Annotated in this window: 24 protein-coding genes and 1 tRNA gene; 5 read left to right on the top strand and 20 right to left on the bottom strand. The window is 66.2% G+C overall.

Features of this window, described 5'->3' with window-relative positions; translation table 11 throughout:
• Positions 1-96: 96 nt before the first annotated feature.
• The 3 genes from C8J44_RS18750 to purL all read right to left on the bottom strand — a co-directional run bounded on the left by C8J44_RS18750 (position 97) and on the right by purL (position 4,832).
• Positions 97-267 (bottom strand): bacterioferritin-associated ferredoxin, encoded by a 171-nt coding sequence (locus C8J44_RS18750; protein WP_082441433.1) that lies wholly within the window; start codon positions 265-267, stop codon positions 97-99.
• A gap of 75 nt (positions 268-342) precedes the next feature.
• Positions 343-1,542: a DUF418 domain-containing protein gene (locus tag C8J44_RS07305; RefSeq protein WP_259466763.1), complete on the bottom strand. Its 1,200-nt coding sequence runs from the start codon at positions 1,540-1,542 to the stop codon at positions 343-345.
• Positions 1,543-2,603: 1,061 nt separating this feature from the next.
• On the bottom strand, positions 2,604-4,832 hold the full coding sequence (gene purL / locus C8J44_RS07300; RefSeq protein ID WP_121904011.1) for a phosphoribosylformylglycinamidine synthase subunit PurL: 2,229 nt from the start codon (positions 4,830-4,832) through the stop codon (positions 2,604-2,606).
• Positions 4,833-5,029: 197 nt separating this feature from the next.
• Here purL and C8J44_RS07295 point away from each other — a divergent pair, with 197 nt between their 5' ends.
• Positions 5,030-5,428 carry a DUF1842 domain-containing protein gene (locus C8J44_RS07295; RefSeq protein ID WP_121904010.1) on the top strand — a complete coding sequence of 133 codons (399 nt, stop codon included), beginning with the start codon at positions 5,030-5,032 and terminating at the stop codon, positions 5,426-5,428.
• A 2-nt stretch (positions 5,429-5,430) separates the two neighbouring features.
• Here C8J44_RS07295 and map read toward each other — a convergent pair whose 3' ends face one another.
• Positions 5,431-6,258, bottom strand: a complete 828-nt coding sequence (gene map / locus C8J44_RS07290; protein WP_121904009.1) for a type I methionyl aminopeptidase — start codon at positions 6,256-6,258, stop codon at positions 5,431-5,433.
• 51 nt (positions 6,259-6,309) lie between these two features.
• Here map and C8J44_RS07285 point away from each other — a divergent pair, with 51 nt between their 5' ends.
• Complete coding sequence (locus C8J44_RS07285; protein WP_121904008.1) at positions 6,310-7,068, top strand: molybdopterin-binding protein; 759 nt, start codon at positions 6,310-6,312, stop codon at positions 7,066-7,068.
• A gap of 143 nt (positions 7,069-7,211) precedes the next feature.
• On the opposite strand, the gene C8J44_RS07280 is transcribed toward C8J44_RS07285, so the two are convergent.
• Positions 7,212-7,637, bottom strand: a complete 426-nt coding sequence (locus tag C8J44_RS07280; RefSeq protein ID WP_121904007.1) for an HIRAN domain-containing protein — start codon at positions 7,635-7,637, stop codon at positions 7,212-7,214.
• A gap of 143 nt (positions 7,638-7,780) precedes the next feature.
• On the opposite strand from C8J44_RS07280, the gene C8J44_RS07275 reads away from it, so the two are divergent.
• Positions 7,781-7,854: transfer RNA gene (locus C8J44_RS07275), tRNA-Gly, on the top strand.
• A 13-nt stretch (positions 7,855-7,867) separates the two neighbouring features.
• On the opposite strand, the gene C8J44_RS07270 is transcribed toward C8J44_RS07275, so the two are convergent.
• The 12 genes from C8J44_RS07270 to C8J44_RS07220 form a co-directional block, all read right to left on the bottom strand.
• Positions 7,868-8,500, bottom strand: a complete 633-nt coding sequence (locus tag C8J44_RS07270; RefSeq protein WP_056050829.1) for a DedA family protein — start codon at positions 8,498-8,500, stop codon at positions 7,868-7,870.
• Positions 8,497-8,877, bottom strand: a complete 381-nt coding sequence (locus C8J44_RS07265; RefSeq protein WP_121904006.1) for a hypothetical protein — start codon at positions 8,875-8,877, stop codon at positions 8,497-8,499. Before C8J44_RS07265 ends, C8J44_RS07270 begins: the two co-directional genes overlap by 4 nt.
• Positions 8,874-10,124, bottom strand: coding sequence for an arsenic transporter (locus C8J44_RS07260; protein ID WP_121904005.1), 1,251 nt, complete (start codon positions 10,122-10,124; stop codon positions 8,874-8,876). The genes C8J44_RS07265 and C8J44_RS07260 overlap by 4 nt, the downstream gene beginning before the upstream one ends.
• A complete protein-coding gene (locus tag C8J44_RS07255; protein ID WP_121904004.1) occupies positions 10,121-11,242 on the bottom strand; it encodes a metallophosphoesterase in 1,122 nt (373 codons plus the stop codon). The genes C8J44_RS07260 and C8J44_RS07255 overlap by 4 nt, the downstream gene beginning before the upstream one ends.
• A complete protein-coding gene (locus C8J44_RS07250; protein ID WP_183128736.1) occupies positions 11,239-12,528 on the bottom strand; it encodes an MFS transporter in 1,290 nt (429 codons plus the stop codon). Before C8J44_RS07250 ends, C8J44_RS07255 begins: the two co-directional genes overlap by 4 nt.
• A 466-nt stretch (positions 12,529-12,994) precedes the next feature.
• Positions 12,995-13,873, bottom strand: a complete 879-nt coding sequence (locus C8J44_RS07245; protein ID WP_121904002.1) for a hypothetical protein — start codon at positions 13,871-13,873, stop codon at positions 12,995-12,997.
• Between the two features lie 36 nt (positions 13,874-13,909).
• Entirely contained in the window at positions 13,910-14,083 is a 174-nt protein-coding gene (locus tag C8J44_RS18420) for a hypothetical protein (RefSeq protein WP_165899582.1), read from the bottom strand.
• Positions 14,080-15,558 (bottom strand): PAS domain S-box protein, encoded by a 1,479-nt coding sequence (locus C8J44_RS07240; protein WP_259466762.1) that lies wholly within the window; start codon positions 15,556-15,558, stop codon positions 14,080-14,082. Before C8J44_RS07240 ends, C8J44_RS18420 begins: the two co-directional genes overlap by 4 nt.
• 58 nt (positions 15,559-15,616) lie before the next feature.
• On the bottom strand, positions 15,617-15,982 hold the full coding sequence (locus C8J44_RS07235) for a CsbD family protein (RefSeq protein ID WP_121904000.1): 366 nt from the start codon (positions 15,980-15,982) through the stop codon (positions 15,617-15,619).
• A 321-nt stretch (positions 15,983-16,303) separates the two neighbouring features.
• Positions 16,304-16,486 (bottom strand): hypothetical protein, encoded by a 183-nt coding sequence (locus C8J44_RS07230; protein WP_147453150.1) that lies wholly within the window; start codon positions 16,484-16,486, stop codon positions 16,304-16,306.
• 129 nt (positions 16,487-16,615) lie between these two features.
• Positions 16,616-17,698: an LLM class flavin-dependent oxidoreductase gene (locus C8J44_RS07225; RefSeq protein WP_121903998.1), complete on the bottom strand. Its 1,083-nt coding sequence runs from the start codon at positions 17,696-17,698 to the stop codon at positions 16,616-16,618.
• Positions 17,695-18,606 (bottom strand): aldo/keto reductase family oxidoreductase, encoded by a 912-nt coding sequence (locus C8J44_RS07220; RefSeq protein WP_121904629.1) that lies wholly within the window; start codon positions 18,604-18,606, stop codon positions 17,695-17,697. The genes C8J44_RS07225 and C8J44_RS07220 overlap by 4 nt, the downstream gene beginning before the upstream one ends.
• Positions 18,607-18,628: 22 nt before the next feature.
• On the opposite strand from C8J44_RS07220, the gene C8J44_RS07215 reads away from it, so the two are divergent.
• The gene (locus C8J44_RS07215) at positions 18,629-19,720 is read left to right on the top strand and encodes a Gfo/Idh/MocA family protein (RefSeq protein WP_121903997.1); all 1,092 of its coding nucleotides are present in this window, start codon (positions 18,629-18,631) and stop codon (positions 19,718-19,720) included.
• Between the two features lie 148 nt (positions 19,721-19,868).
• Positions 19,869-22,268: a TonB-dependent receptor gene (locus C8J44_RS07210; RefSeq protein WP_259466761.1), complete on the top strand. Its 2,400-nt coding sequence runs from the start codon at positions 19,869-19,871 to the stop codon at positions 22,266-22,268.
• A gap of 16 nt (positions 22,269-22,284) precedes the next feature.
• Here C8J44_RS07210 and C8J44_RS07205 read toward each other — a convergent pair whose 3' ends face one another.
• The 3 genes from C8J44_RS07205 to C8J44_RS07195 all read right to left on the bottom strand — a co-directional run bounded on the left by C8J44_RS07205 (position 22,285) and on the right by C8J44_RS07195 (position 26,722).
• Positions 22,285-23,517 (bottom strand): MFS transporter, encoded by a 1,233-nt coding sequence (locus C8J44_RS07205; protein ID WP_121903995.1) that lies wholly within the window; start codon positions 23,515-23,517, stop codon positions 22,285-22,287.
• Between the two features lie 143 nt (positions 23,518-23,660).
• Positions 23,661-24,650, bottom strand: a complete 990-nt coding sequence (locus C8J44_RS07200; RefSeq protein WP_259466760.1) for a LacI family DNA-binding transcriptional regulator — start codon at positions 24,648-24,650, stop codon at positions 23,661-23,663.
• Positions 24,651-24,919: 269 nt separating this feature from the next.
• Positions 24,920-26,722, bottom strand: coding sequence for an IlvD/Edd family dehydratase (locus tag C8J44_RS07195; RefSeq protein WP_121903994.1), 1,803 nt, complete (start codon positions 26,720-26,722; stop codon positions 24,920-24,922).
• Between the last annotated feature and the right edge of the window lie 24 nt (positions 26,723-26,746).

Genomic DNA, 26,746 nt, shown 5'->3' with positions numbered 1-26,746 from the left:
TCTCCGTCACCTCTGACGGTCATGTAGCGGGCTGACACAGATTAGCACAACCCCCAAAAATGGCGGTTTTCCGGGCTTTCTTAGCTGTTGCGACGCTTATGCAGCGGCGCGTTCCTCGTCGATAATCGCTCGCGCTATCGATGTGCACTGGCCGCATTTGGGTTTCCGGCCCATCGAACGGAAGGCTTGGCACGGTGTAGTGCAACCGCCGCGTGCGCAGTTGCGAACGTCGGATTCTCGTATGGCATTGCAAACGCAGACGACCATGGGAACTCCCTAGCTGTAAGCACGGGATACGGATAATGCGAACCACTCGCAAGCTGTTTTGCGTCTTATTCGCAACTAGTCCGATCGGTTCGTCGTGAACGCCGAACCGCGCATCGGCTGCCACGCGAATCGCGACAGGCTGCGCCACAGCCATTCGAGCGGGCCATAGCGGAATCGATCGAGCCAAGGCTTCGACCATAGGAGCATCAGCAGGCAGATCGGCACGACCACAAGATAGAGCTGGGCTCGCGACAGTGCGCCGTACAGCCCGAACCCATATCCGTAGAACAACGTGGTGCAGAGGATTGTCGTACCGAGATAGTTGGAGAAGGCCATTCGACCTGCCGCCGCGACGCGAGTCGTCAGCCAGCCGCAGGGCCGTGCGAGCAGAATGATCGCTGCGGCGTAGCCCATGATCGTGAGTGGCCGGAGCGGTGTCGCAAGCGCCAGCCACGACAGTGCGACATAGCGCGCGTCGAACCCGTGGGCGATGTCGAACGCCGCGATGGCCGCATAGCCGATCCAGCCGAGTCCGATCCCGACGACCGCAATCACGGTGTAGCGTCGCCGCGACCAATCCCCCGTCAGGAACCCCGATCGCAGCCCCGCCATGCCGAACAGCATGAAGCCTAGCGTTTCTGGACCAGTGGCGGTGAGGGACGTGATCGGCCCAGCGGCGTGCGTCCAACGCCACGCGACCAGATCGCGCCATCCGCCACGACCGATGGCGAGTTCGCGGGTGACGGAGGCACGGGAGGGCTGGCCGAATTGATCCGCCAACAGCTGCCAGTTCGTGATGACTCGCGCCGTTGCGCCCGGCCGGTGCGCGGCGCCGTGGAGGTCGAACGTGTAGGCGACGAGCGTCGTCAGCTCGACCGTCTGGAACGCGATGCAGGCGAGCCCGACGCCGATCAGCCAGCGCACCGGCAACCGCGCGAACATGTACGCGATCGCGCCGACCAGAGCGTAGTGCGCGAGGATGTCGCCCCACCACAGCAGGTATAGGTGCGCGACGCCGAACACGAACAGCCACGCCATGCGGCGCAGGTGGACGGTCGCGGGGTCTTCGCCATTCGCCTCGGCTCGGTCGAGGACGAGCAGCATCGATGCGCCGAACAGGAACGAGAAGAGCCCGCGCATCTTGCCGTCGATAACGATGAAGGTGGTCGTCCAGGCGATCAGGTCCGGCGTGCTCGGCGTGCCCATCGAGGCGGGGGTCATGTAGGCGAATTCGGGGAAGCCGAATGCGGCGATGTTTGATGCGAGGATGCCCATGACGGCGACCCCTCGGATGAGGTCGAGCGTCGTGATTCTGGGGGGGGCGGGGGTCATGCGGGCAGAGTGAAGTATAGGAAGTGCAGACGCTCGCGCAGCGTTTCGTGGGAGCGTCGTATCGCTTGGGATGAGGCAATCCTAACGGCGGGCTTGCTGGTGACGGCGACGCCATGGATGAGGTCGAGCGTGGCGGTTCTGGCGGGGGCAGAGGGCTTGCGGGAAAAGTGAAGTATAGAAAGTGTAGACGCTCGCGCAGCATTTCCGTGAGGTTGTTGTCCACGCTGGAAGACGGCATGATCGCGCGCGGCGGCGTTGCAAGAGTGGCGGCCTCGGCTGGGCCGGCCCGATACAGGTGGTGCTCGATTGACGCTCGGATCCGGTCGACGCGTCTTGGTAGCGCTGTAGGTTTGGAATGCTTCGGTCATGGTTCGACGCTGGCATATCGGGGTGGTGTAGGACAGGCCGCTTTGAGGGGCATCTAGGCGTCAGATGCCTCGCGGCTTGGTGCGTCGGCCAGTCGGTAGGTCATCTGCTTGACCTGTCATCCCTGCGCAATACCCTGCCGTACCTCGCCTGTTGTCCTCCTCGCCTGTTGTCCTCCTCGCCTGTTGTCCTCCTCGGCTGTCGCCGCCGAAGTCGATCCGCCCCCGTCACTCCAGCGAACGCTGGGGTATCCCCGTTGGCTGGCGCTGTGGTCCGACGAGGGAGATCCCAGCTTTCGCTGGGATGACGGAGAGGGGGAGATCGCTGCGTCCTACTTGAGCTTGATCGAACGACATCTCTCCGCTCCTTGTTCTCCCGCGAAGGCGGGAGCCCAGACTGGGTCCCCGCCTTCGCGGGGAAACAAGCTATGGTTTGGAGCTATCCCGCTTTAAATCCGCCACCCCGGCGGAGGCCGGGGCCCAGTTGGGGAACGGCGATGACGAGCGCAGTGCTCCGTTACCTCGGCCTTCCCAACTGGGCCCCGGCCTTCGCCGGGGTGGTGCTTGTGGGGGCAGGCAGTGGCAGGCAGCGGTAGTCGGCAGCGGACTGCGCTTCAGTTCGCCCGCCGCCGCGTTGCCTTAAGCCAGTGCTGCATCCACGCCCATCAGCTTCGGGAAGTATCCCTCGTGCGCCGTGCGCAGCGTATCGAGCGCGATGACGTCGTCGCGGTCGGGGCGTTCGAAGATCAGGCGCTTGCCGCCGGTGCGACCCAGGGGTTCGGCTTCGACGTCCGCCGCGTGTGCTGCGCCGAGGAAGTCGAGCAGCGAATGATCGTCGACCGTCACGATGTAGACGCCCTGGTCCTCGGCGAAGAACGAGCGCGCGCAGTCGAAGGGCTGCTTGCGGTCGATCATCGCGCCGATCCCGCCGGCGAGCGCCATCTCGGCCAGCGTCACCGCAATGCCGCCATCGGACACGTCGTGGACCGCGGTCAGCTGGCCCAGCGCGATCGCTTCGCGGATCAGGTCGCCGACGCGGCGCTCGGCGGCGAGATCGACCGGCGGGGGCGGGCCGGCGTCGAGCTGTTCGCGGCCGTGGCATTCGCGCAGCCACAAAGACTGGCCGAGATGGCCGCCGCGTGTGCCGACCGCGAGGATGATGTCGCCCGAGCCCTTGAACGCGATCGTCGCATTCTTCTGCCAATCCGCGAGCAGGCCGATCGCGCCGATCGCCGGGGTCGGCAGGATCGCGGAGCCGCCACCCGTTGCCTTCGACTCATTGTAGAGCGAGACGTTGCCCGAGACGATCGGGAAGTCGAGCGCGATGCAGGCGTCACTCATGCCTTCGAGGCAGCCGACGATCTGGCCCATGATCTCGGGGCGCTGCGGGTTGGCGAAGTTGAGGCAGTTGGTGACCGCCAAAGGCAGCGCGCCGACCGCGGTCAGGTTGCGCCACGCTTCGGCGACCGCCTGCTTGCCGCCCTCGACCGGATCGGCAAAGCAATAGCGCGGCGTGCAGTCGGTGGTCATCGCCAACGCCTTCTGCGTGCCGTGGACGCGGACGACCGCGGCGTCGCCACCGGGGCGCTGCACCGTGTCGGCGCCGACCATGTGGTCGTATTGCTCCCAGATCCAGCGGCGCGAGGCGATGTCCGGCGAGCCCATCAGCGTCAGCAGGTCGGCGGCGATGTCGCTGCTGTGCGGTGCGTTTGCGAGCGGCGCGGGCTTCGGCGTCGGGACGTGCGGGCGATCGTAGAGCGGCGCTTCGTCGGCGAGCGGCCCGAGCGGGATGTCGCAGACGGTCTCGCCCTTGAACGTCAGCACCATGCGGCCGGTGTCGGTGACGCGGCCGATTACCGCGAAATCGAGCTCCCACTTCTTGAAGATCGCCTCGGCCTCGGCTTCGCGACCGGGCTTGAGGACCATCAGCATCCGCTCCTGCGATTCCGAGAGCATCATCTCGTACGGCGTCATGCCGGTCTCGCGCTGCGGCACGTCGTCCATCGTCAGCTCGATGCCGACGCCGCCCTTCGACGCCATTTCCACGGCCGAAGACGTGAGGCCCGCGGCGCCCATGTCCTGGATCGCGACGATCACATCGGTCGCCATTAGCTCGAGGCAGGCTTCGATCAGCAGCTTCTCGGTGAACGGATCGCCGACCTGGACGGTCGGGCGCTTGGCGTCCGAATCCTCGCCGAAATCGGCGGAGGCCATGGTCGCGCCGTGGATGCCGTCGCGGCCGGTCTTGCTGCCGACATAGACGATCGGGTTGCCGATACCGCTCGCGGCCGAATAGAAGATCTTGTCCTGGTCGGCGATCCCGACGGTCATCGCGTTGACCAGGATGTTGCCGTCGTACGCCGAGTGGAAGTTCACTTCGCCGCCGACGGTCGGGACGCCGACGCAATTGCCGTAGCCGCCGATGCCGTGGACGACGCCCGAGATCAGGTGGCGCATCTTGGGATGATCGGGGCGGCCGAAGCGGAGCGCGTTGAGGTTGGCGATCGGTCGCGCGCCCATCGTGAAGACGTCGCGCAGGATGCCGCCGACGCCGGTCGCCGCGCCCTGGTACGGCTCGATGTAGGACGGGTGGTTGTGGCTCTCCATCTTGAAGATCGCCGCCTGGTTGTCGCCGATATCGACGACGCCGGCGTTCTCGCCGGGGCCGCAGATGACGCGGGGGCCCTTGGTGGGCAGCTTCATCAGGTGGATCTTGCTGGATTTGTAGCTGCAATGCTCGGACCACATGACCGAGAAGATGCCGAGCTCGACCATGTTCGGCTCGCGGCCGATGGCGCGCAGGACGCGCTCATATTCTTCGGGGGACAGGCCGTGGTCGGCGACGATCTGCGGTGTGATCTCGGTCATGGGGCGCAGATAGCGGCGCGGACGGTCCGCGTCACCCTTTGTACGTCAGATTCGTATGGCGCAGTCGTGCAAGAGGGTTTCGGCCGGTCGCTCCGGCTTCGGCCGGTTCGTTTCGGACCCAATCCCGCTGGACTCGACAGTCGTCCTATGAGGAACTCCAATGAAGGATCAGCATGGATCCTCAGGAGGGAATATTCATGACCGAGGCAGTTGGATATTATCTAGTAAAGCTACAAGTTCAGCATGGTGGTTTTGCCGGTGCACCGGTGCTTCATCTCGATCTGGGCGTGAATGCCGTGTCCGGACAGGTCATAGGCTCTGCGCAAATCACGCAGGCATTACCGCCACCCTATGGCACGACGATCATTCCGCATGTCACGGGCGCTATCCTGCACACCGGATTCGGGCAGGACACGCTGCTCGTGCATCTCACTGGGCAGTACTACGTGTCATTCCCGCCGCCTGCGATCGGATCCCATATGGCGCACTTCAGTGTCGCGCTTGCCGTCACGAAAGACTGGAACGGCAAGGGATCGTTTGAATATAATGGCAACGTCATCACCGATTGCACGGTGAAGAACGTCTCGACGACCTGAGCCTATACGTAAGGCGGCTGCGTGTAGCCCTTGGGGCTGAGCGTGAAGATCTCGCAGCCGTCTTCCGTTATGCCGATCGAATGCTCGAACTGCGCTGACAACGAGCGGTCGCGCGTGACTGCCGTCCAGCCGTCGTCGAGCAGCTTCACGTCGGGACGGCCGATGTTGATCATTGGCTCGATCGTGAAGATCATGCCCGGACGCAGCTCGGGGCCGGTGCCGGGCTTGCCGACATGGACGACTTCGGGGGCGTCGTGGAACAGCCGGCCGACGCCGTGGCCGCAGAAATCGCGGACCACGCCGTAGCGGTGCTTCTCCGCGTGACGCTGGATCGCGTTGGCGACGTCGCCCATGCGGTTGCCGGGTTTCGCCTGCTCGATGCCGATCATCAGGCATTCGTAGGTGACTTCGACGAGGCGGCGCGCCTTAATCGGAACGTCGCCGATCAGGTACATCCGGCTCGTGTCGCCGTGCCAGCCGTCGAGCAAGGGCGTGACGTCGACGTTGACGATATCGCCCGATTTCAGCGTCTTCTCGCTCGGGATGCCGTGGCAGACGACATGGTTGATCGAGATGCAGACGCTGTGCGTGTAGCCGCGATAGCCGAGCGTCGCGGGGACACCGCCGCCGGCGACGATGAAGTCGTAGATCAGCCGGTCGATCTCGGCGGTGGTCACGCCCGGCACCATGTGCGGGACGATCATGTCGAGCGTCTCGGCGGCGAGTTGCCCCGCCTTCATCATGCCGGCGAACGCGGCGGGGCCGTGCAGCTTGATGGCGCCGGTGCGCGCGTCGGGCTGGTCCGAGGTGACGGTTACATATTCGGTCATGCCGCGCGATATAGCGTGGCGGGCGCGGTTTTGCGAGGCTATGCGAGAGGCATGGTAGAGGAACGCATCTGGACGGCCGCGCTGACGATCATCGGCGACGAGATCCTGTCGGGTCGCACGCAGGACAAGAACGTCGCGCAGATCGCGGCCTGGCTCAACGTGCAGGGCATCCGCCTCGCCGAGGTGCGCGTGGTCGCCGACAAGACCGAGGCGATCGTCGAGGCGGTCAACATCTTGCGCGCGCGGAACGATTACCTGTTCACGACTGGCGGGATCGGGCCGACTCACGACGACATTACGGTGGATGCGATCGCCGAGGCGCTGGGCGTCGCGGTCGAGCATCATCCGCGCGCCATGGCGGTGCTGGAGGATTATTACGCGACGCGCGGCGGGCTGACCGATGCGCGCGCAAGGATGGCGCGGGTGCCGGTCGGGGCGGACCTGATCGACAATAAGGTGTCGGGTGCGCCGGGGATCAAGATCGGCAACATCTTCATCATGGCGGGCGTGCCGCACATTACTGCGGGGATGCTCGATGCATTGACGGGGACGCTCGAGGGGGGGCTCCCGGTGGTGTCGAAGACGATCGGGTGCTGGGTGGCCGAAAGTGAAGTCGCGGACATCCTGCGCGACGCCGAGAAGACGCACGAAGGCGTCGCGATCGGGAGTTACCCGTTCTTTCGCGACGGCAGGACGGGTGCGAACTTCGTGGTGCGGAGTTCGGACGAGGCGCTGGTCGATCGCTGCCTCGCCGACCTGACGCGCGATCTTGAGGCGACCGGACGGACGGTCAGCGCGCAGGCGATCTAAGTTAGTGAAGTATCCTCCCCCGCCAGGGGGAGGTGGCGCGTAGCGACGGAGGGGGGGGCGACGACCTCTGGTGCGTGTCCGCCCCCTCCGTCCGGCAAGAGCCGGCCACCTCCCCCTGGCGGGGGAGGATCAGAGGTTTGCGGTCATGCGCCCCATTCGGGGCCTTCGGGATCGGGATAGAAGGCGTCGGAGTCGAAGGGCGCGGCGCGGCCGCGTGATCGCGCGCCGATCTCGCCCGCCACTACATCCGGCAAGCTCGGCGCGCCGCCACCGAATCGAATGCGGACGTAGCCCATGCTGCCGGTCAGTGCCTGGAACACCGCGACATGCTCCTCCTGCTGCATCCGTCGGCCGATCAGCGGTGCGCGTTCGGCGGAGATGTAGCCCATCTGGATGCCGCGTGCGCTGAACACCGCCACCGCGTTGGCGTCGTGCGGGTTCTTCGGCTCGCGGCGGAGGTCGACCGGTTCGCCGGGCGCGCAAAGCAGCAGTTCCATGCGCCGGTTGCTCTTGCTCCGGTCCGCACTGGGAAAGTCGATGCCGACCACGCTGAGCGTCAGTTCGTCCATACTCTCACCGTAACAGGAAAGCGCAGCGCCGCATGCGCAAAAGGGACTCTTGCGCCGGTCACGGGCAGCGGATAGAGGCGGGACATCGGCGCGCTGCACAGCAACCGCCGGTGCCTGACATTACGCGGTAATCTCAAGGCTATGCGGGTGTAGCTCAATGGTAGAGCTTTTGCTTCCCAAGCAAGTGACGAGGGTTCGATTCCCTTCACCCGCTCCACATCATGCCAGCATCAGTGCTTCGTTACCGTCCGTTCGTCGGATTCCGCGGCGGTTTCGCCGTTCGAAGATTTGGCGAACAGCTTCCAGCCCAGCAGGCCGGCTACCAACACTCCGACGATGACCCAGGTGAGGTTGCCGAGCAGGCTCGCGATCGTCTGGACCTGGTCGCTGAACGCGCGGCCGAGCGACACGTAGATCAGCAGCCACAGGAATTCGCCCGCGATGTCGAGCGCGATGAAGCGCATCCACGGATATTCGGTCAGGCCGCTGGTCACGTTGATCCACGGTCCGAGCGGCCCGATCAGCCAGCGGCTGAAGAAGATGCCCCAGCCTGCCCATTTGCGTGAATAGGCCTCCGCCTGCTCGACCTTGTCGGCGCCGCCGATCCGCCGCGTCACCGCCGCGAGCAGCGGGCGCCCGCCGTAGCGACCGAACGCATAGCCGATCTGGTCGCCGACGATCGCGCCGGTAGCGCCGGCGAATACCACTGGCCAGAATGACAGCTCGCCCTGCGCGACGAACGATCCCATCGCGACCAGCGTGAGCGAACTCGGGAACGGCATGCCCGCGGCGGCGAGCACCATCGCGCCGAACAGCGCGGGCAGGCCGTAGGTGGTCAGCAGTTCGAGGAGTTGTTCCGTCACGGTTTGGGCGACGCCGCAGGCTGGAACGGTCGTGGCGGCGGGCCGGGCGGCGGATAGGGTGGGCGCGCATGGACGATCGCGTAGGTGAGCTTGTCTTGGACCTGCGTCATCGTCCGGCCGCTCTGCCGCGCGATCCGGCCAAGCGTGCGGTGGTCGGGGGCCGGCTGCAGGTTCAGCGCCTGATGCAGGATGTGCGGGGGCACGTGATAGGAATGCGCGACATAGCCGATCGTCATCCAGCGTTCGATCGGCTCGTCACGGTGCGCGTTCCAGTAGATCGCGTCGCTGACGGTGCGGACCGCGTGATAGCCGGTAAACGCGACGACGGCGACGAACAGCGCGATCAGGGCTTTGCGCCAGGGGCGGGTGCGGGTCATCCGAGCGCGATACGCGTGCCGAGCGCGGCGAGCAACGCAAGCGGCATCGCGACCGCGCCGACCTTCAGGAACCGCCAGAAGCCGACATCCTCGCCCTCGCGACGAATCGCCTGCAACCAAAGGATCGTCGCGAGGCTGCCGGTGATCGACAGGTTCGGGCCGAGGTCGACGCCGATCAGCAGGCCGTCGACGATCAGGCGCGGCGGATGCGCCTGCGCGACCGCGGTGCTAGCGACGAGGCCGGCGGGGAGGTTGTTCATCAGGTTCGACCCGAAGGCGAGGATCGTCCCCGAGATTGCCGTACCGTGGGCAGGATCGACCGACAGGGTCCGGAGGTACTGCGCGACCTGCGCAATCACCCCGGTCAGGTCGAGCGCCTCGACCAGCACGAACAGGCCGGCGACGAGGGGCAACACGCTCCACGAAATTTCACGCGCGAGTTTAAGTGGCGACGACTTTGCGATCGCCGATACCGCCAGCGTCGTCACGATCCCGGCGATCGCGGTCGGCAGGCCCAGTTCCACGTCGAGTGCGGAGACCACCAGCAGCACGACTGCGGTCGCGATGATCCCGACGAACGCGGCCTTGCCGCCGGCGGTCAACGGCGTGCGCTCGACATCGCTGACGCACTCGCCCGCCAGTCGCTTGCGCTCGAGCCAGCGCAGGACGAGGAAGGTCACGACGATCGAGGCCAGAGACGGCAGCGCGAACGAGGCGAACCACTGGCCGAGCGGCGGCATCTTGCCGCCGTAGAGCACGAGGTTGGCGGGGTTGGAGATCGGCAGCACGAAGCTCGCCGCGTTGGCGATCAGCGCACAGGCGAACAGCAGCGGCAGCGGGTCCGCCTTCGCCTTCTTGGCAGCAGCATACACCGCCGGGGTCAGCACGACCGCGGTCGCATCGTTGGACAGGAACGTCGTGGTGACGATTCCCGTGACGTAGACCAGCGCGAACAGGCGCGCGCGCGATTCCTTGGCGTGGATCGCCGCGGTGGCCGCGACCCAGTCGAACAGTCCTTCGGCGCGCGCGGTCTCGCTCAGCAGCATCATGCCGATCAGGAACAGATAGACGTCCATGCCCTTTTCGACCGCGTGCAGCGCGGCGGGGAAGGGCATCAGGCCGAACAGCAGCAGCAGCACCGCGCCGGCGACCGCCCAGATCGCCTCAGGCCAGCGGAACGGTCGCGCGATCACCGCGGCGGTCGAGGCGGCGCAAATCCCCCAAGTCGCGCCCGTCGCCAGTATCACCAATGCTTTCCGTTCTTGTTGGGGCCGAGCCTCGACGCTTCGATACCGTGTTCGGGCCAAGGTCCGATACTGTGGATATCGCGGCCCGGCGCGATCGGCATGCCGCGACGGGGAATGTCCTTTTCGCCGCGGACGAGAATGTCGATCACGTCGCGATCCGTGCCGACGGAAACTTCCACTCGGTGCAGTCCGGCGTCGAGCGGGACTCGGGCTGTCCAGAATGCCGTGCCGGGAGTCGGGATCATCGGTCGTGCGGCGGCGCCATCGACCGAGATCATGACGGGGTCGGCGGTGGCGCCGAACAGCTTGGCGACGATCTCGACCTCGCCGGGGCGCGGGACCTGCGTCGGATCGGCGGGGCGCGTGACCAGTCGGAGGTCGGCAGGCGCGACGATCTGGACGAACGGCCAATCGCCGCCGGTTTCCTTGAACCGCCAGCTCGGCACGCGGCCGTGGATCGTCGTGATCGAGAAGCCGGGCTTGCCGCCGCCTTCCTCGATCTCGCCGGTCGAGCGGGTCGCGCCGTAGATCACGCGGCCGTCGTTGAGCAGTTCGTTGTAATGCGTGTGGCCGGTGTCTACGAACGCGACGCGCGCATCGGCCAGCGTGCGGGCGATGTCCTCGCCATCGGCGGCGAGATCGCCGGGATAGGCGTGCATGAAGACGACCGGGGTCTGGCCCTCGGCTTCGGCGCGCGCGAGTTCTTCGAGCAGGCGGTTGCGGTGGTGCATCGTCAGTTTGAAGTCGGGACCGCCCGCGCCGGCCGAAATGATGTCGAGAAAGATGCAGCGATGGCCGGCTATGACCTCCGCCTCCGGCCGGTTCGCCTCCGGGAACGCGGCCTCGTAATTGGCGAGGTCGCCGAGTTCGAAATCATGATCGCCGGGGATGACGCGGTAGGGGAGCGACAGCGGCGCGAGCGTGTCGGTGATGACGCGGTATTGCTCGGCGGTCGCGTGGTTCGCGTTGTCGCCGGGCAGATAGACGAACTCGGCGGCGTCGCCGATATGCGCGTTGATCTCGGCGACGATCGCGGCGAGCCGTTCGCGGCTCTGCCAGCCGTTCGCCTCGTCCATGTGGAGATCGCCGATATGGACCCAGGTGAGCGAGGGCGTCATGCGATTTGTTCCTTATGCTGCGACCGCGACCCCGAACAGGCGGGGCGCAGGGTTCCCGCGAACCCGACCCACAGCGCAACGCTGACGATCGCGAAACTTCCGAGGACATAGAAGGCGATATTGTAGCCGAGTTCCTGCGCGAGCCAGCCGCCGATCGCGGGGCTGAGTGAGGCGCCGACGCCCTGCACGGTCATCACCGCGCCCTGGCCGACGTTGACGCGGCCGGTGCCGTCGAGCAGGCACGCCACGAGTCCCGGCACGGCGACGCTCTGCAATCCCGCGCCGATCCCGTCGAGCGCCTGGACCGGCCAGACGCCCCAATGTTCGATGAAGGTCCCGGCGAGGAACCCGCGCAACGGCAGCGCGGCGAACGAGATCAGCAGCACCAGCCAATAGCCCTTGCCTGCCGACATCCGCATCGCCAGCAACGACGCGACGATCATCACCGCCTGCGCGACGACGACGGTCTCGGCAGTGAAGAGCGCGGCGTTGCCCTTGCCCGCGCCGACCACCGCCAGTCCGTACAGCGGCAGCATCGCACCGTTGCCGAGATGGAAACAGGCGAGCGCCGCCGCCAGGATCAGCATCGGCTTGTTGCGGAGCAGGGCCTTGAAGCCTTCCGCCTTGCCGCCTTCTCCCTCGCTACCGGTATCGTCGTCGGCGGCTTCGAGACCGCGTGCGGCGCGGTGATCGATCGCCTTTTCAGGGATCATCAGCACGCTGGTAATCGCGAGCACGCCGAACACCGCGGCGAGATAGAAGATCGCCGGCATGCCGAATTTCCAGCCGAGATAGCCGGACAGTCCCGCGCCGATCATGTTGCCGGCGTGGTTCCAGGCCTGGTTGCGGCCGTTCTGCGCGTTGAAGCCGCGCTGGCGGACGACGCCGAGCGTCATCCCTGCAACCGCCGGGCCGATCGCGGCGCCAGCGATCGCGGTCGCGACCTGGCTGACGGTGACGACCCAGGCGGATTGCGACAGCAGGATCAGGAACGACGCCATCACCGTGCAGATGCCGGTGACGATCACCACCATCCGCTTCTTCTCGGTGTGGTCGATGAACGCGCCCGCCGGGACCGTCATGATCATCCCGGCGACGCCGCCCGCGGTCATCACCGTGCCGATCGGACCGGTCGACCAGCCGCGCTGCTGAAGGAACACGCCGAGGAACGGGCCGATGCCCGCCTGCATGTCCGCCATGAAGAAATTCAGCGATTGCAGCGCCGTCTTCGCGCGACGGGCATCGCTTTGCCGTTCGCCGGACGGCGTCAGCGCCTTGCTTGCCATTGTTGCACGTCCTCGCATCGCGTCAGTCGGGGTCGGAAAGACGATTTGAAGACGGTAAGTTCCAGCGTGAACATCTTTTCATCAAACCGTACCGAGATGGATGCCTCGATAGAGTTCCGCTTACCGAAGCAATGACACGCAAAGCTGAATGCGCCGGTTCAGTTTCGGTTTAGCTTTATTAATACTGTGGTGTATAAATGTATAAGCAGCGAAGCTTGTCATAAAGGCTTAAGAGTAGCTTGGTGCTCAGCATGCAATCGTGGTTGTAAGGCATCGATTATTCTTAGAACTGGCCGTGCGGCAAGCAGAGTTCGGCGTGCGTCGCTGCTTTGGCGGGGTCCCCATACGACTACGCCGCTGCACGAGGTCATCGGCAGCGGCGCAGGATATCGTCGTCATATTGTCGATCGAACGAGGACGATATCGGTCTGGCCGATACCATCCCCTTCGATATCAAGTGTCGAAATCAGACGCGGCGGCGCGTGGCGGCGGTCGCCCCGAAGCCTGCTGCGGCGGCGCCGATCAGCAGCGCGATCACGACCATGAACGACGTTCCGGCGGCTGCGCCGGCGGCCTTGTCGGTTGCCGACTTCGCGGTCTGGATCGCGTTGTCCTTGGTCTTCACGAACTGCGCCTTGGCGCGCGTCACCTGGGCCTGGGCCTCGGGACGGCTGATCTTGCGCTGCGCGGCGACGATGTCGACGATGCGGCTTTCCGCCTGCGCGCCGTCCTGGCCACCGCGGGCAAGGGCGGGCAGTTCCTTGGCGATTTCCTTCTGCGCCTGCTCGGGGGTCATCTGCGCGGGATCCGACGGTGCGGTCGACAGATAGGCCGAGGCCTCGTCGCGGACATCGCCGGTGTCGACGCCAGCGACGTCGGCAACCTTGGGGGCTGCAGCACCGATGCCGCTACCGGCTGCGGTCGCGACCGAACCGACGGTGCGGAAGGCGCCGCCGATGATGCCGCCGACTGCCGAGGTGAGCAGGTACAGCGTCATTATCAGCGTGACGCCCCACACGACCAGGCCGTGGACCAAGCCGTCGAACCGGTCATGGACACCGGCGAGACGGGCGGCGGAATAGCCGCCGGCGCCGAGCGCGATGATCGTCGTGATGATCCAGTAACTCCCTGCGCCGATCCCGAAGCCGGCTGCGCCGGGGGTGGTGCCCTCGACCGGATCGACCATGGTGAGCCCGATCCCCGTACCAAGGATGCCGAGCACCAGCTGGACCGCGATCGCGATCACTACGCCTGCGAAGATCGCGCCCCACGAGATGCGGGCGGGCGTCTTCACAAAGCGTGCATCATGATCCGGCAAAATGCCGGTTGTCGTATTGATAGCCATAGTCACTCCTGTTGGTTCTAAAGTTTCGACGAACGCTTACGTCTTGTCGTTCGGGTCGATGGGGGTCTCGGCGTCCGCTTGCTTCGCGCCGGCCTTGCTTTCGCGTGAGCCTTGCTTTTCCACAGCGACGTCGCCGATGATCTTGCCGATGGCTTCTTGGACGGAGCCCTTGGTCTGGCGGACGACGGCCTCGTCTTTCTTGCTGGTCATGCTGCCATCTCCTTGGCGGGCGCGACGGGGCGCTGCGGCGGCGTCATCGAGTCGCCGTCGAACCCGCGCGCGCGCGCCCAGGCGGCGGCGGCGTTGCGACGGTTGACGCCGATTTTCGAATAGATCCGCGCGACGTGGTTGCGGACGGTGTTGCCGGAGACGTCGAGCGTGCGGGCGATCGACTTGTCGTCGAGCCCGCGACAGATCAGCGCCAGCACCTCGCGTTCGCGCGGCGTCAGTTCGTCGAGCCCGACGCCGGGCGGTGTCGCGTCGGGGGCCCTGATCCGGGCGAGCTTTTCCATGATCGACCGGCTCAGCCAGCTCGTGTCCTTCATCACCGCTTCGATCGCGTTGACCAGCTCGCGTTCGGACGCCTTGCGCGTGCTGATGTCGCGCATCGCCCACAGCACGCAGGGTTCGTCCCCGAGATGGATCGGTTCGGCCGATATCATGCAGTCGAGGACGTCGCCGTCCTTCTCGCGGATGCGGGTCTCGCGGTCGCGGATCGCCACGCCGGCATCGATATCCGCTTCGATGGCGGTCCGCAGGGTCGCCGTTTCCCATAGGCCGACGTCGCCGAGCGGTCGGCCGATGATCTCCTGCGAGGCATAGCCGGTGAGCGCGGTGAACGCCTCGTTGACGTCGCACAGGCGGTGGCCGTCGAGCGAACCGATCGCCAGCGCGACGGGGGCGAGCGAGAAGGTTCGCATGAACCGCTCCTCGCTCTGGCGAAGCGCGGTCTCGGCTTTGCGACGCGGTTCGAGGTCCGCAAAGGTAAACAACATGCAGGGCTGATCGCCCATGTCGATCGGCTGGCCCGCGACGATGACGAGCTTCGTCGTGCCGTCCGGCAGGTCTAGTTCGGCCTCCATCTGCGGAATGGTGCGGCCTTCGGACAGCCGCTGCTTGGCGAGATCACGCTTCTCGGCGCGTTCGAGCACGTCGATATCGTAGACGGTGCGCGACAGCACATTGGCCTTATCGTGGCCCGTCATCTCGACGAAGCCCTGGTTGACCTTCACGAACCGAAGATCGCTCAGGCGGCAGATCACCGCGGGCGCGGGGTTCGCGTTGAACGACTGTTCGAACCGGTCTTCCGCCTCGAACTGCGCCGACACGTCCTGGATGATCAGGACGAGGCATTCGGGCGCGTCGTCGTCGTCGGTCAGGACGAGGCTGCGGACCTGGTGGACCCAGCGCGGGTCGTCCTCGCCCGCGACGGCGACCTCGACCACGACCTGCGAGAACGCCTCGCCCGACACGACGCGTTCGATCGGGTAGTCGGCACCGCTCAGCCGGTGGTTGTTGCGATACCGCAGTTGAAACCGTCCGCGGTAATCGTCGACATCGGCCCCGATAGCTTCGACCGAGTCGACCCCGTGCATCGCGAGCGCCGCAGCGTTCGCCCAAAGGATCGACTGATCGGGATCAATCAGGATCACGCCTTCGTCGAGGCCCGCGATGATCTGGCGCAAATGGCGCAGATCCGCGGAGTCGCGAAGCGATTTGAGGACCGGGACCAACGTCACAGGCTTAGTCGCGCTGGCCGTGAACGAGCCAGGCGATACCGTAACCGACCGCAGCAGCACCCAGTGCCCACAACAACGGCGCGTCCTTGGCGGCATCCTGCGCGGTCCGTGCACCCTGGCGGGCAACCTCGGCGGTGCGATCAGCGGCATGACGGGCCTCGCTGCCAAGCTTGTCGGCGAGTTCGGGCGCGCCGTCGACGATGTCCTCGACCGCCGATTTCGCGCGGCCGTACAGGTTCTGTGCGCCACCGGCGACCTGGTCGACGACGCCATCAACCTGCCAGTCGCGGCTGTTCACGGTGTCGCCGATGGCCTTTTCGACCTTGCCGCCGACATAGCGTGCACCGCCCTGGAATTCGTCCTTGTTCATGCTGGTGTCCTTTGATTGTAGATGTTGCGAGCGGCTCGACCGATCACGGCGCAGAGAGGCGCGGAGATGTCGAAGCGGGTAGGGGGCGGATCCTGAAACAGGATGCCGCCGTTACCCGGCTGCCGCGTCGCGACCGGGGAGCGGTGCGGCAGGCGACGGTCCGCGCGAAGTCGAGACCTCGGCGATTTCGAACAGGCGCTTCATCGGCAACGCTCCAGCGATCGTCCGAGAGCGATGTGCCATCGGATCAGGCGGAAAACCCGAGCGTAACCGATTGGTTCCTGGTACTTTTCTCACAAATACTAAGCGGGATGTACCACGTCAGGAGAGCGAACGCGCTTCATACAGCGTCGCGAATTTCTGATGGAGGTTACGCGTCGGGGAGTCCGTCGCGACCGAGGCGCGGGCACGATGCCATGCCGCGCGCGTGCGAAAATACGTCGCGTCGTCGTCGATGAAGTCGTCGAGCGCAGTCGTTGCGCCGCCGTCGTACAGATCCGTCATGGCCACCACCCGTGTTTGCGTGGCGCATGCCTACGGCCAATTTCGGCGCGGCGAACGATCCGAAACTACCAGTGCGACGGGTATAATTGTCGGCGTGGACACGCCAACGCCGGTGCGATCCCGGTATGATTATCGCGTCAGAGGGGCGTGATCGACCCGGGGCAGGACGTGACGTGCGAACAGGTCGGCCTCGGCGGCATGCGGGTAGCCGGACAGGATGAACGCCTCGATCCCCATGTCCTGGTACATGCGCAGCTTGGCGAGGACCTGATCGGGATCGCCGACGATCGCCGCGCCGCAACCCGAACGCGCGCGACCGACGCCGGTCCACAGATTCTCTTCGGCATAGCCGTCGTCGGCGGCGGTTTCGCGGAGCGCCGCCTGCGCGGCGACGCCGGCCGAGTTGGAGTCGAGCGACTTCGCGCGGATCTCGGCACCCTGTTGTGCGTCGAGCTTCGACAGCAGGCGGTCGGCATAGGTGCGCGCCTCGGCCTCGGTATCGCGGACGATGACGTGTGCGCGGTAGCCGAAGCGGAGCGTGCGCCCGTGTGCGGCGGCGCGTGCGGTCATGTCGGCGATGATCGCCGCGACCGTCTCCTTCTTGTCGGGCCACATCAGGAAGACGTCGCAGCCCTTGGCCGCCGCCTCGCGCGCGTCGGGCGACAGGCCGCCGAAATACAGCAGGGGGGCCTTGCCCGACACCGTGCGGACTCGTGGCGGGTCAACCTTGAGCTGCCAGAACTCACCCTGGTGATCGAGCGCCTCGCCGTTGAGCAGCGTCTTGAGGATATGCATCGCCTCGACCGTGCGGGCGTAGCGCGGCGCCGAGGCGAGGGTTTCGCCGGGCAGGTCGGACGAGATGATGTTGATCGTCAGGCGGCCGCCGGTCATCTGGTCCAGCGTCGCGATCTGGCGTGCGAGCTGCGGCGGCCAGGACTCGCCGACGCGCACCGCCATCAGCAGCTTGATCCGCTTGGTCAGCGCGGCGATCCCCGCGGCGAACGCGGTCGTGTCGATCCCGAGCGCATAGCCCGACGGCAGCAGGATATTGTCGAAGCCGCCGGTTTCGGCCTGCATCACGATGTCGCGGCAATGCTCCCAGCTCGACGCCAGCGCGGGGTCGGGCTGGCCGAGGAATTCGTAATCGTCATCGCAGAGCGCCGAGAACCACGAAACCTCGCAGGGGCTCTTCGGCGCTGAACGGGCCGTCATGGCAGCGGCTCCCCGCGGGCGGCGGTCAGAACCGCGTACCAGTCGTCGCGCGACCAGCTGACCTTGAAGACGTCGCGCAGTTCGGCGATCCGGCCGGCGTTCTGCGTGCCGACGATCGGGATCACGCGCGCCGGATGCGCCATGATCCAGCTGTATGTGGCGATCGATCGGCTGACGCCGAACTTCGCCGCGACCGCGTCGAGCGCATCGGCGACCGCGGTTTCGTGTGGCGTCGTCGGCTTGGCGATGCGACCGCCGCCCAGCGGCGACCACGCAAGAACGGCGATGTCGTTCACGATCGCCTGATCGAACAGCCCGTTGGTCATCGGATCGAGGAACAGCGGGGAGAATTCGGGTTGCTGCGTCGCGATCGGTACGTTCGTCAGGAATGACGCGAGCGTCGCGGTCTGCGCGGGCGTGTAGTTCGACACGCCGATGCTGCGCACCTTGCCCGACGTCACCATGTCCTCGAGCGTGCGCGCCACTTCGTGCGGATGCGTCAGGATATCGGGACGGTGGATCTGGTAGAGATCGACCTGCTCGACCTGCATCCGCTCGAGCGACGCATCGAGCGCCGCCATCAGATAGTCGCGGCTTGAGTCATAGGGCACGGGCGGGGTGATGCCGCCCTTGGTGGTGAGCACCATGCGGTCGCGCAAACCCGGCGATGCGGCAAAGATGCGACCGAGCAATGTCTCCGCATCGCCGAACCCGCCGCTGCCGTCGAACCCGTAGATATCGGCGGTGTCGAACAGCGTAACGCCCGCTTCGAAGGCTGCGTCGATCAGCGCACGGCCCTCGTGCTCCGAGTTGCCGGCGAACCGCCACATGCCCCAGGCGACCGGTGAGACGAGGATTCCGCTCTTGCCGAGGGGACGCGAATCAGGTGTAACATGAAGGTCAGACATCGTTGTCATGATAGGGGTGCGAATGCCGGTTGAGCAAGTCCGTTACGGGTTGGTAGGCACCGGGATGATGGGCGTGGAGCATCTCGCCAACCTCGCCGTCACGCCCGGCGCGGTCGTTACCGCGATCGCCGATCCGACCGAGGCGTCGCTTGGCTGGGCCCGCGAAGCGCTGGGCGCGCGGGCGGATGGTGTTACTGCGTTCGCCGACTCCGGCGCGCTGGCCAAGAGCGGCCTTGTAGATGCGGTGATCGTCGCGAGCCCCAACAACACGCACCGCGACGTGCTGACGCCGCTGTTCGGCGAGGGCATCGCGATCCTGTGCGAAAAGCCGCTCGCGACGACGATCGACGATGCGCGCTGGATCGTCGAGCAGGCTGAGGCGAGCGAAGCCCCGTTCTGGACCGCGATGGAATATCGCTACATGCCGCCCGCCGCCGCGTTCATCGACGAGATCCACGGTGGCGCGATCGGTGCGCTGAAGATGCTGTCGATCCGCGAGCACCGCTTTCCCTTCCTGCCCAAGGTCGGCGACTGGAACCGGTTCGCGCGCAACACCGGCGGGACGATGGTCGAGAAATGCTGCCATTTCTTCGATCTTATGCGGTTGATCACGCAGTCTGAGGCGGTCCGCGTCTATTGCTCGGGGGGGATGGACGTGAACCATCTCGACGAGCGGTACGACGGCGCGCGGCCCGACATCATCGACAACAGCTACACGACGATCGATTTCGCGAACGGCGTGCGCGCCATGCTCGACCTGTCGATGTTCGCCGACGGCGCGGAGAACCAGGAGGAGATCGCCGCGGTCGGCGATGCGGCGCGGCTGGAAGTGCTGATCCCAGAGGGAGCGCTGATCCACTCGCCGCGCGTCGGCTTCCGCAATCCCAAGCGGGCGACGCGCCGCGTGGTGGCGGTCGATCCGGTCGCACTCGACGCGGGTAGCCATCACGGATCGACCTTCTACGAACACCAGAAATTCATCGCGGCGGTGCGCGGCGAGGGGGCTGTCGAAGTGACTGCGCGCGACGGGCTGATGGCGGTCGCGATCGGCACCGCGGCCGAGATCAGCGCGCGCGAACACCGCGTCGTGGAGATGCGCGAACTGGGCTTCTGACGGCGGGTTCGACGCCTGGTTTAACGCCGGGTTCGACGATAGCAGGCCTTGCCCGGACCAAAGACGAACCGCCGACGACAAGGCGGCGTTAGAAATATAACCTACCGGTTAGGTAGGAAAAGGGAGAGCCGATTTGAACACGGGATTGTTGACGGGCGTCGCCCTGGCCGCGCTGGCGATTGCCGCCCCCGCATTCGCGCAACAGGCGCCGGTGGCCCCGCCGATCAATGCGGCTCAGCCCGCGCCGGTTGCAGCTGCCGAGGCGCCGGCTGCGGGCGCGCAGAATCAGCCGGGCGACATCGTCGTTACCGCGCAGAAGCGGTCGGAGCGTCTCCAGGACGTGCCGGTCGCGGTGTCGGTGATCTCGGGTGATGCGATCAGCGCCAAGGGCGGCACCAACCTCGAAAGCGCGCAATATCTCGTGCCGACGCTTAATTTCCGCAAATCGGGCACCGCGATCAACCAGTCGCTGTTCCTGCGCGGGGTCGGTACCTCGACCTTCTCGATCGCGGGCGAGCCGTCGATCTCCACGGTGGTTGACGGCGTCGTCTACAGCCGCGCCGGCGAAGCGTTCAGCGACCTGATCGACGTCGACCGGATCGAGGTGTTGCGCGGGCCGCAGGGCACGCTGTTCGGCAAGAACACCAGCGCCGGCGTCATCAACATCGTCACCAAGCGGCCCGGCAACGATTTCGGCGGCTATGTCGAGGGCGGGTATTACAGCAACGGCAGCGAGTACCGCGTGCGTGGCGCGGTCGATCTACCGATCTCGGGGATCATCAAGAGCCGGATCACGGGCTTTTACGGGCATTACGACGGCAACATCCGCAACCTCGCGCAGGGCAATGATCGCGTCAACGGCTACAAGCATTACGGCGTGCGCGGGATCGTCGTCGCCGATCCGACGCCCGATCTGACCATCACGCTGATCGCCGACTATCGCCGGAGCAAGGACAATTGCTGCGCCGAGGTGATCGGTACCGTGCCCAACAACCTGTCCGCCACCGTCCTGCCGACGCCGCGCGGCGACAAGTCGCGGGTCATCAACCAGGATCTGGTCACGCGCTCGAACGAGAAGAGTTGGGGGGCTTCGGGGCAGGTCGACTGGACGCTCGGCAACCAGACGCTGACCTATATCGGTTCGTACCGCGAGTACGACAACGAGGAGATCCGCGACGGCGACTGGCTGCCGCGGGCCTATGTCGGGCTGAACCAGCTGCATGATTTCGGGCCGCAGGTGAGCAACACGCTGACGCAGGAACTGCGGCTGACGTCGCCGTCGAACCAGGTCTTCAGCTATGTGCTGGGTGCTTATTATTCGCGCGCCGAGACCGACCGCACCTTCACCCGCAACGATATCGCGTGCACCGGGGCGACCTCGACGACCGTGCTGATCCCGTGTGGGACGACCGGCACGGTCACAACGCGACCGACCGGGACTGCGGAGTTCGGTTCGGTCTTCAAGAACTTCGCGCTGTTCGGGCAGGGGACACTGCGGCTCACCGATCGCCTGCGCCTGATCGGCGGGATCCGCTACACCACCGACCAGCTCGACGTGTCGCATATCCGGCGCACGACGCTGACCGGCCCCGGCATCAACCCCAATTTCGATCAGGGCGTCAACGACGCGTATGTCCGGCTGGTCGGGCAGGGCATCCGTCCGGACCTCGCCGCGACGCAGGCCGTCGCATCCTCTAACGGCGTGCCGTTCACCGCCAAGACGACCAACGACAATTGGTCGGGCAAGGGCGGCGTGCAGTTCGACATCGTCCGGCAGTCGACCGCCTACGCCACCTATTCGCGCGGTTATAAGGGGCCGGCGTTCAACATCTTCTACAACCTGACCGCGACCGGGACCAACGTGATCGCGCCGGAGACCGCCGACAGCTACGAACTCGGCCTGAAGAACACGCTGCTCGGCGGCAAGCTGGTCGTCAACCTCGCGGCGTTCTATGCGAAATATCATAATTTTCAGGCGAACAACCCCGACATCGTCGCGGGCGTGCTGGTGACCCGGTTCACCAACGCGGGCGAGATCTCGACGCGCGGCGGCGAACTGGATCTGGTGTTCCAGCCGGTCCGCGACCTGAGCTTTTCGGGTGGTCTCGCCTACACCGACGCGCATATCGATCAGTTCAAGGTGCCGACCAATGGCGTGACGACGGGCGTGGTGCCGTCGGGCACGCCGCTCGGCTATGCGCCGAAATGGAAGGGGTCGTTGGGCGCGGATTATCGCTATCGCACAGGCGGGGCGATCGACTTCGCGCTGGGGGCGCAGAGCAGCTACCAGTCGAAGCAGATCTCGCAGCTCGACGCGAGCGCCGTCATCCGCGAGGCGACGACGATCAAGGGGTATGGCCTGCTCGACCTGTCGGCCGGGCTCGTCGAGCGCGACGACCGGTTCCGCCTGACCTTCGCGGTGAAGAACGTGTTCGACACGAGCTTCTCCTCGGCGATCACGAGTGGCGGGCCGGGGGGCGCGTATCGCTACATCATCCCGCGCGAGGCGGATCGCTATTACGGCGTCACCGGCCGGATCAACTTCTGACCTCGAGGGTCGGACGTCAGTGCGCCACCGCCACGACGTCCGACCCGTCATCCGGCACCGCGACGATGGTCGGGATGATGAGCTGGACCAGCCCCAGCGCTAACAGATAGGACACCGAGCAGACGCCAAGCAGCGGGCCATAGCCATAGCCCGCTGCGAGCGACACCGCGGCCAGCTGAATCAGCACGATCGACCACATGTTGCCGCAGAACGCCGCGATCCCGATCGTCGAGCCGACCGCGCGCGCGGGGACGATGTCGGTAGCAAGCGCGAAGACGTTGGTCGAAAACCCCTGATGCGCGAACAGCCCGAGGCCGAGCAGCAGCGCCGCCGACCAGGCATCGTCGACCACCAGCACCAATGTCACCGGCAGGACGAGCAGCGCGTAGAGCAGCATCGTGCCCTTGCGCGCGCGATCGACGCTCCAGCCGCGCGCCATCAACCGGGTCGGCAGCCAGCCGCCGGTCAACGCGCCCGCCGCCGCCATCGCATAGGCCAGCGCGACGGGGAGCCCGACGGTCCCCTGCGGCAGACCGAACATCCGGTGGAACAGGTCGGGTAGCCACGCGAGCATGAAGAACCAGACCTGGTCCGACAGCACCTTGGCGATCGCGATCGCGGCGGTTTCGCGGCGCTTGAACAGATCGGACCAGCGGATCGGCGCGGGGCGCACGCTGCTCTCGGCGACCGCGGGGATCCGCACCGAGAACCACACCACGACCCAGACGAGCCCGAGTGCACCGGCCGCGAGGAACGCTGCGCGCCAGCCATAGGCGACGGCCAGCGCTGGGACGACCAGCGGGGTGATGACCGCGCCGATATTGGGCGCGGTGTTGCCGATGCCGAGCGCGATCGAGCGTTCGCGTTGCGTGAAATAGGTTGCGGCCGACTTGACCGCGGCGGGCGTCCCGATCGACTCCGCGCCGCCCAGCACGACGCGCGCGGCGATGAAGCCGCCGACGCTGCTGACCACCGCATGCGCCATCCCCGCAAGGCTCCACACCGCGACGCCGAGCGCGAACCCGAGCTTCAGCCCGACGCGGTCGATGAACCATCCGGTGCCGAGAAACGCGACCGCCGCCGCGACCTGGAACGCCGACAGCATGTTGGCGTAATCCTGGTCCGACCAGTGGAATTCGGCCTCAAGCGTCGGTTTCAACAGCGAGAGGATCTGGCGGTCGACATAGTTCAGCATGATCGCCACGAAGACGAGCGCGACGATGATCCAGCGCCGGCGATCGGTGGACATAGGCTCTCCTGATTTCAACGGTCCGATAGCGGTGTCACAGCGCGTTCGATCGCGCTCGATCCCTGTCGCATGCGCCCTCATGCCGCCCCCGGCGTCAGTCCGCAACGTCGCCCGGCACGCGAAGCGCCCCCGCGGCTGATCGGTCAGGTCGAGGCGCGGACTATCAGCGCGTGCGCGACCTCGCGGAGTTCATCGGGGGTGGCCCGGTTCAGCAGCAGGTCCGCTGCCTGCCAGGCGAGGTCGCGCACCGGTTGGCGGACCGTCGTCAGCGGAGGCCAGACATAGCTCGCCAGGGCATCGTCGCCGAACCCGGCGATCGCGATGTCGGTCGGAATGCGCAGGCCTCGGCGATGCGCGACCATCAGCGCACCCGCCGCCATCTCGTCCGAGCCCGCGAAGATCGCGGTCGGCGGGGCGGGGCGTGCGAGCAATACTTCCGTGGCCTCCGCACCGCTGGCGAAGTCGTAGCGACCCTCGACGACCAGTTCGGTCTCGGGCGCGATGCCGGCCGCCAGCAGCGCGGCTTCGTAGCCGGCACGCCGTTGCGCACTCGTCGCATAGTCGCGTGGGCCAGCGATATGCGCGATCCGGCGGTGACCACGCTCGATCAAATGCGCGGTCAGTTCTTTCGCGGCGGTGACGTTGTCGATGAACGTCGCCGGCGCGAGGCCCGCCCGCGTTCCGGGGGACACGCGGACGAAGGGGATCGCGCGCGCGGCGAGTAGCGCCAGCACCTCGTCGTTATCCGACAGCGGCGGCGTCAGGATGATCCCGTCGGGGCCGCTGGTCGCGATCAACGCGTCGAGATCGGCGAGCAGGCGCGGTGAGCCCCGGTCGTAGGGCTGGGTGAGCACGCGGACGCCGTCGACCTCGCACCGATCGCGGATGCCTTGCTGCATCGCATAGACATAGGCAGGGCTGGGGTTGTCGCAGACCAGCGCGACCTGGAACGAGCGATGCCCGGCGAGCGAGCGCGCCGCGAAACTGGGGCGGAAGTTCAGGTCGGCCACCGCGCGCTCGACCCGCTCGCGGGTGTCGGCGCCGACATAGCGTTCCTTGTTGAGGACGCGGCTGACGGTCTTGATCGATGTTCCGCTGGCGGTGGCGACGTCGCGTATCGTGACCCGTTTCACCAAGAATGCTGTCCGTGCGTCATGGCATTGTTTCGCATCGGCGACCGCGTTGGGCAATCGGTTAGATTGGGCGGGGCGTTGGGATTTGAGCGGGTGGAGATGCCACTGGCCTCGCCACGGTAGAGACGGGCTCCCCTCCCTGGAAGGGAGGGGCTGGGGGTGGGTTGGTTCGTTTTGGCCGCCGACGTTCGATGATGCGGAAGCCGACCTACCCCCGACCCCTCCCTTCCAGGGAGGGGGGAAGAGTCGTGGCGCTACGTCTACCGCGATCAGTGGTTGTCGCGGGGGAGGCCCATGGTCTGCGCGATGCGCTGGTACTTCTCGGCGCCTTCGAGGATCGCGCCGGTCTGTAGCTGGCCGACGGTGGCGCGCTGGATTTCCTGCCACGGGGTCTGCGAGCCGGGATAGGCATAGCCGCCCGCGGCGGTCAGCGTCCGGCGGCGTTCGGCGAGCTCGTCGGCCGAGATCAGCACGTCGGCGGTGCCCTTGCCGAGATCGATGCGGACGCGGTCGCCGGTGCGGATCAGCGCGAGGCCGCCCATCGCCGCAGCTTCAGGGCTGGCGTTGAGGATCGACGGCGACCCCGACGTTCCCGACTGGCGCCCGTCGCCGATGCACGGCAGCGCATGGACGCCTTCGCGGATCAGATACGCGGGCGGTCGCATGTTGACGACTTCGGCGGCACCCGGATAGCCGATCGGCCCCGCGCCACGCATGAACAGCAACGTGTCGGTGGTGATCCCGAGCGAGGGATCGTCGATCCGGTGGTGATAATCCTCCGGGCCGTCGAACACGACCGCGGGGCCTTCGAACGCCTCGGGATCGTCTGGATTGCTGAGGTAGCGCGCGCGGAATTCAGGCGAGATCACGCTCGTCTTCATGATCGCGCTGTCGAACAGGTTGCCGCGCAGCACGATGAAGCCAGCGTCCTGGAGCAGCGGCGTCGCGAACGGGCGGATGACCCGCTCGTCCTCGATCGTCGCGTCGCGGCAATTGTCGCCCATCGTCTTGCCGTTGGCGGTCATCGCGTCTTCGTGGATCAGGCCCTGCTTCATCAGCTCGGCCACCACTGCGGGCACGCCGCCGGCATGATAATAATCCTCGCCGAGATATTCGCCGGCGGGCTGGAGGTTGACCATCAGCGGCACCTTGTGGCCGTGCGTCTGCCAGTCGTCGATCGGCAGGTCGACGCCGATATGGCGCGCGATCGCGGCCAGATGGATCGGTGCGTTGGTCGAGCCGCCGATCGCGGAATTGACGACGATCGCGTTGTGGAACGCCTCCTTGGTCAGGATGTCGGACGGCTTCAGATCCTCCGAAACCATGTCGACGATCCGCTTGCCGGTGCGATACGCGACCTCCTGGCGATCACGGTACGGTGCAGGGATCGCGGCCGAACCGGGCAGCTGCATGCCGAGCGCCTCGGCGAGCGAATTCATCGTCGTCGCGGTGCCCATCGTGTTGCAATAGCCGGTCGATGGCGCCGACGAGGCGACGAGCTTGATGAAGCCCTCATCGTCGATCGCGCCGGTCGCGAGCAGTTCGCGCGCCTTCCACACGATCGTCCCCGAGCCGGTCCGCTCGCCCTTGTGCCAGCCGTTGAGCATCGGCCCCACCGACAGCGCGATCGCCGGGATGTTGACTGTCGCCGCGGCCATCAGGCACGCCGGCGTGGTCTTGTCGCAGCCGATCGTCAGCACGACGCCGTCGAGCGGATAGCCGTAGAGCACTTCGACCAGCGCTAGGTACGCGAGGTTGCGGTCGAGACCGGCGGTCGGGCGCTTGCCGGTTTCCTGGATCGGGTGGACCGGGAATTCGAGCGCGATGCCGCCGGCTTCACGGATGCCCTCGCGCAGGCGTTCGGCGAGCACGAGATGGTGGCGATTGCACGGCGACAGGTCACTGCCGGTCTGCGCGATGCCGATGATCGGCTTGCCCGAACGCAGTTCCTCCAGGCTAAGCCCGAAGTTCAGATAGCGCTCCAGATAGAGCGCGGTCATGTCGATGTTCTCGGGGTTGTCGAACCACGCACGGCTCCGGAGCTTCTGGAGAGGGTTGGGCATGTCGGTCATCGGGGGCTTTCTGGAGATCGGGTG

The sequence above is a fragment of the Sphingomonas sp. PP-CE-3A-406 genome, assembly GCF_003688625.1.
Taxonomy (GTDB): Bacteria; Pseudomonadota; Alphaproteobacteria; order Sphingomonadales; family Sphingomonadaceae; genus Sphingomonas.
The sequence above is the reverse complement of the archived record's forward strand: the minus strand, read 5'-3'. Positions and strand labels throughout refer to the sequence as shown.